Annotated in this window: 1 protein-coding gene; it reads left to right on the forward strand. The window is 47.9% G+C overall.

From position 1 onward, the window contains the following. The coding region (locus tag Q0779_RS23500) for a non-ribosomal peptide synthetase (RefSeq protein ID WP_298776679.1) at positions 1 to 5,613 on the forward strand (5,613 nt) is incomplete at both ends.

Genomic DNA, 5,613 nt, shown 5'->3' on the forward strand with positions numbered 1-5,613 from the left:
TCAACAGTGGCAGGGCTGCAATGACATTAACAACCTGTTAAGTCACCCGGTCGATTTAACGCAGCGAAAACCCATTGCCTCAGCGCAAACACAAAGTGTGTGCGTAACAGGTGATGACTTAGCTCAGTTGAAAGCCCTGTGTCGTGAGCAGGCAGTCACTTTGAATGTGGTCATGCAGTTTGCTTGGCACAAGTTATTGCAAGTGTATACGGGTGATGAGCAAACCATTGTTGGCACGACTGTCTCTGGGCGAGACATCCCCGTTGATGGGATAGCGTCCAGTGTGGGGCTGTACATTAATACTTTACCCTTGATGGTGAGGTGGAATGACAACACGACTTGCGCTGAGGTCATGCAGGCTATTCAGTGCAGTATGGCAGAATTAAATAGCCATAGCGGCGTGTCATTAGCCAGTTTACAGACACAAGGGGAGCGGTTATTTCACAGTTTGTTGGTGTTTGAGAATTACCCTTCACCGGTGAATAATGCTGACACCTTGTCAGTGAATGTCAGAGAGAGTATTGAGAAAACCGATTACCCGTTATCAGTCATAGCCTATGAGGGCAGTGCAGGATTAACAATAAAATTGAGCTATGATGGTGATGATATTGAGGCGGCTCACGCCACTCGCCTGCTTAATCAGCTGCGGTTAATGTTAACCCGCGTCAGTGAGCAACCTCACTTGCCGCAACAGGCGTTATCGTTAGTCTCAGATGCAGAGCGTCATACCTTATTGCAGGAATGGAATGACACTGACGCGCCTTATCCACACGATAAAACACTGCAGCAATTGTTTGAAGAACAAGTTGAAAAAACACCGGATAATATTGCCCTCGTGTTTGAAGAGGTGTCACTGACGTATCAAGCATTGAATGAAAGAGCCAACCAGTTAGCGCATCATATACGCGCGCAATATCAAGCTCAGCACAATCAGCCATTACAGCCTGACACCTTAATTGCCTTGTACTTGGACCGCAGCCTAGAGATGGTCATTTCTATTCTGGCGGTATTGAAAGCAGGCGGCGCTTATGTGCCGATTTCCCCTGAGTACCCTCAAGCGAGAACGTTATTTATATTGGAAGATACTCAGGCGCCCATACTGCTGACGCAGCAGCACCACTATGCAGACAAGCTGAAACATTGGCTGAGTGAGTTAGAGGCTGCGACCATGCTCACGGTCGTTGATGATGCAGCCTTGCAGCAACAATTTGATGGTGGCCACCCAAGTGATAACATCACCCCTATCAGCAGCTCAACAGATCTGGCTTATGTGATCTATACCTCAGGCACCACAGGGCAACCTAAAGGGGTCATGGTTACGCATAAGGCAATTGTGAATCGCCTTCATTGGATGCAGTCTGAATACCCTTTAACCTGTGTTGATATTGTTCTACAAAAAACCCCCTATATTTTTGATGTCTCCGTATGGGAGTTGTTATGGGCGAATCAAGTGGGCGCTCGGCTTGTGATGGCATCACCGGATATACATACTCAGCCAGAGTTACTTCACGAACTCATCGTTCAACAGAAAATTACAGTGCTTCATTTTGTCCCTTCAATGCTGGATGTGTTTGGTCGGTATTTACATGCAACTGAAAGATCTTTGCCTGATGCTATCTCGCGCGTATTTTGTAGTGGTGAGGCTCTAACTGCGGCTCAAGTTGATGGTTTCACACGAGTGAAATCCGCAAGTGTGGAACTTTTAAACTTATATGGGCCAACGGAAGCTTCAATTGATGTGACTTATTATGATTGCAGTCATATCAAAGCTGGTCAAACCCCGCCTTTGGGGGGAGGGATTGATAATATTCAACTTTACGTCCTGAATGCCTGCCTACAACTGACACCTATCGGCACGCCGAGTGAGCTTTACATTGGTGGTGCTGGGCTGGCGCGAGGCTATTTACATCGTCCCGAGCTAACTGCGGAGCGGTTTATCGACAATCCGTTCGCGACGGCTTCTGATATCGAAAAAGGTTACACTCGATTATACAAAACCGGTGATTTAGTGCGCTGGCTGCCCGATGGTAATTTGGCGTATCTGGGCCGCAACGACTTTGAGGTTAAAATCCGCGGCTATCGGATAGAGCTGGGTGAAATCGAAAGTGCCCTAGGGCAATGTGATGCAGTGAAGCAGGCTGTGGTGATTGACCGAGAGCGTGAGGGACATCAAACCCTTGCAGCCTATGTCATCCTTGAACAAGGCGCCCTTGAGTGCGGTGTTGAATGCTCAGAATTGCTTGGCACTCTGCGTCAGTCATTATCAGCGAGCTTACCCGATTATATGGTTCCAGCGAGCTTTACCGTCATCGATGCGGTGCCTTTAACCATCAATGGCAAGCTTGACCGGGCTGCGCTACCTGAGCCTGAGTACATTGACGCAGATGCTTATGTTGCACCACGTAGTGCCCTTGAGGCTCAGCTGTGTGACATTTGGCAGGAGGTGTTGGGGTTAGAACAGGTGGGGGTTAAAGATAACTTCTTTCGTATAGGGGGGGACTCGATCCGTGCCATTCGCTTAACCGCACAAAGCCGTTTGATTGGCGGTTTTGATATTCCATTGTCAGCGCTGTTTGAATGCCCGACGATAGCCCAACTAGCTGAGCAGCTGAAAGGATTGAGTGAAGGGGGGCTGGGTGGCAGTGACCGTTCCTTAATGATCCCCAAAGCGGCGGATGTGCTGGCGCTGGGCGCAGCTTGTCCGCTGTCATTTGCACAGGAGCGATTATGGTTTATCGAGCGTTTTGAACAGGGGAGTGATAGTTATCATATTCCTCATTTGGTGAAGCTCAAGGCTGATGTTGATGAAGGCCAATTATTAGCAGCGATAAACGGGCTTGTTGAACGCCATGCTGTGCTCAACTGTGTTTATCAAATCAGCGAAAAAGGAGAGAGTTACACCTGCTTACGTGATGAGGGGCTCGCCTACCAATATCATGCTGAGGTTTTAACCGATAAAACCCAGCTCAACGCGTTGATGTTGTCAGATGTGCGTCGTCCATTTGCCCTGGGTGAAGAGGCGTCGCTGCGCTTATGTCGTTATGACCTTGTTGGACAGCAAGAGGAGGGGACGCTTAAGCCAGTCAAAGAGAAGACTCAGAATGATCCTGAGAGAGAAAGATATTTACTGTTGATGTGGCACCATATTGCGTTTGATGGTTGGTCAACGGATATCTTTTTGGCTGAGCTTTCTGAGATATATACATCCTTGCTTGAATCAAGTGTCCCCCAACTGGCTGAGCTGTCAATTAGCTACAGTGATTATGCAGCGTGGCAGCGTGACTATTTGCAGGGAGAGGTACTGGACAAACAGCTCGACTATTGGCGCGCGCAATTAACGGGCTTTAACACTCTAGTCCTTCCAACAGACAGGGCACGTCCGGCTCACATTGATTATCGAGGCGCAAATCATCGTTTTCGTTTAGATGAGGGGCTGTCGGATCAACTTAGAGAGATTGCGAAAGCCCAAAAAACCACCCTTTATACGGTGCTGCTCAGTGGTTTTTACCTTACCTTGAGTAAAGTAACCAATCAGCAAGATATCCTGATAGGTACCCCTTCCGATAATCGTCATCACGCTCAAACACAATCCTTGATTGGTTTTTTTGTGAACTCTCTGGCGTTGAGGGTACAGGTTCATCCGGAGCAAACCTTTTCTGAGTTAATCGCTCATGTCCATGAGACGGTTCGAGGCGCGAAAGTGCATCAGGAGCTGCCTTTTGAGAAGTTGGTGAGCGAGCTTGATATAGAACGAGATATGTCACGCCATCCGCTGTTCCAGGTGATGTTTGGGGTGCAACGCTTTGGTGAAGCACAAGACTGCAGAGCCTTGCCATTTGAAGATGCTCAGCTGCTGGGGAAAGCCAGAGCAGGGGAAAGCGAAGCGGGTGAGCTGGGGAGTTATATCCCAGCTAAGTATGATTTAAGTTTATTCATGTCAGATAGTGAGGTAGCCATTGTTGGTCAATGGAATTACGCACTGAGCTTATTTGATGAGAAGACGGTCAGCCGATTTGCCAGTATGTATGAGCGTACGCTTTCGCAGTTTGTTGGGCAGCCACAAAGATCGATGGGTGAAGTAGATGTATTGTCAAATGAAGAGCGGCACACCCTGCTCCATACTTGGAATCAAACGGATGCGGATTACCCGCAGGATAAAACCCTGCACCAGCTGTTTGAAGCGCAGGTATCCCAGACACCCGACCACATCGCGCTGGTCTTCGAAGACCTAGAGTTAACTTATTGTCAGCTGAATCAAAAAGCCAATCAGCTGGCTCATGTTATTCGAGAACAATATCAGCAGAGGTATCATCAGCCGCTGAAGCCAGATACGCTGATTGCGCTGTATTTTGATCGCAGCTTGGAGATGGTCATAAGTATTCTGGCCGTGCTCAAAGCCGGCGGGGCTTATGTCCCGATTGCACCTGAGTATCCGCAGGAGCGTGTCGGTTTTATGCTTAGTGATACTCAGGCTCCTATTTTGCTGACCCAACACCACCATGCAGACAAGTTGAAGCATTGGCAGAGTGAGTTAAAGGCAGAGGTCATGCTCACGATCGTAGATGATGCAACCTTGCAGCAACAATCTGATTGGATAGGCTATGGCCACCCAAGTGATAACATAATCCCAATCAGCAGCTCAACAGATCTGGCTTATGTGATCTATACCTCGGGGACCACAGGGCAATCTAAAGGGGTTATGGTGACCCAGCACAATGTGATAAACCATGCTCTTGGGTTAAAGTCTCAATTAGGGAACGCTTTTGAGCGGGTCGACTTCTCAACGAATTACTGTTTTGATTTTTCAGTGGCGACCAATCTGTGCCCATTATTATTTGGCGGCACAGTATGTATTTACCAAGGTGATAGATTAGATGTCGCTTCCTATCACCAGCATTTAGAACAAAATCAGATAACCCTTATTAAACTCACACCAACTGTAGCGCAATCCATCCTTTCTGGCTCAACGTATCAAGATTACACACTGCTGTTTGGTGGAGAAAGCTTGTCTGAGGCGTGCCTTGCGCAAATACCTTCAGGCGTTCAGGGTATTTTCAATGAATATGGTCCGACAGAAACAACGGTTGCGGCAACGGTGACAAGAGTATGCACTTCAGAAACCATCAGTATTGGTAAAGCCTTTCCAAATATCAGAGTTTATAACTTGTCAGGAGCATTGCAAATTGTACCTATCGGTACCCCAGGTGAGCTTTACATCGGCGGAGCAGGTGTGGCGCGAGGCTATTTGCATCGCCCCGAGCTAACAGCGGAGCGGTTTATTGACAATCCGTTCGCGACGGCTTCTGATATCGAAAAAGGTTATACCCGTTTATATAAAACGGGGGATTTAGTGCGTTACTTGCCCGATGGTAATCTCGAATATTTAGGCCGCAACGACTTTCAGGTTAAAATTCGCGGGTATCGTATTGAATTGGGCGAAGTCGAGACGGCGCTGAGTCAAATAAAAGGCGTTAAGCAAGCGGTGGTGATAGACCGCCAACATGCGAACAGCCAAGATGGAAATTATCACTATCTCGCGGCTTATGTGGTGACCAATATTGATGGTGGTGAGATTGAGTCAAAGGCGTTTATTGACACTATTCGTCAGCAGTT

The sequence above is a fragment of the uncultured Shewanella sp. genome, from assembly GCF_947491715.1.
Classification (GTDB): domain Bacteria; phylum Pseudomonadota; class Gammaproteobacteria; order Enterobacterales; family Shewanellaceae; genus Shewanella.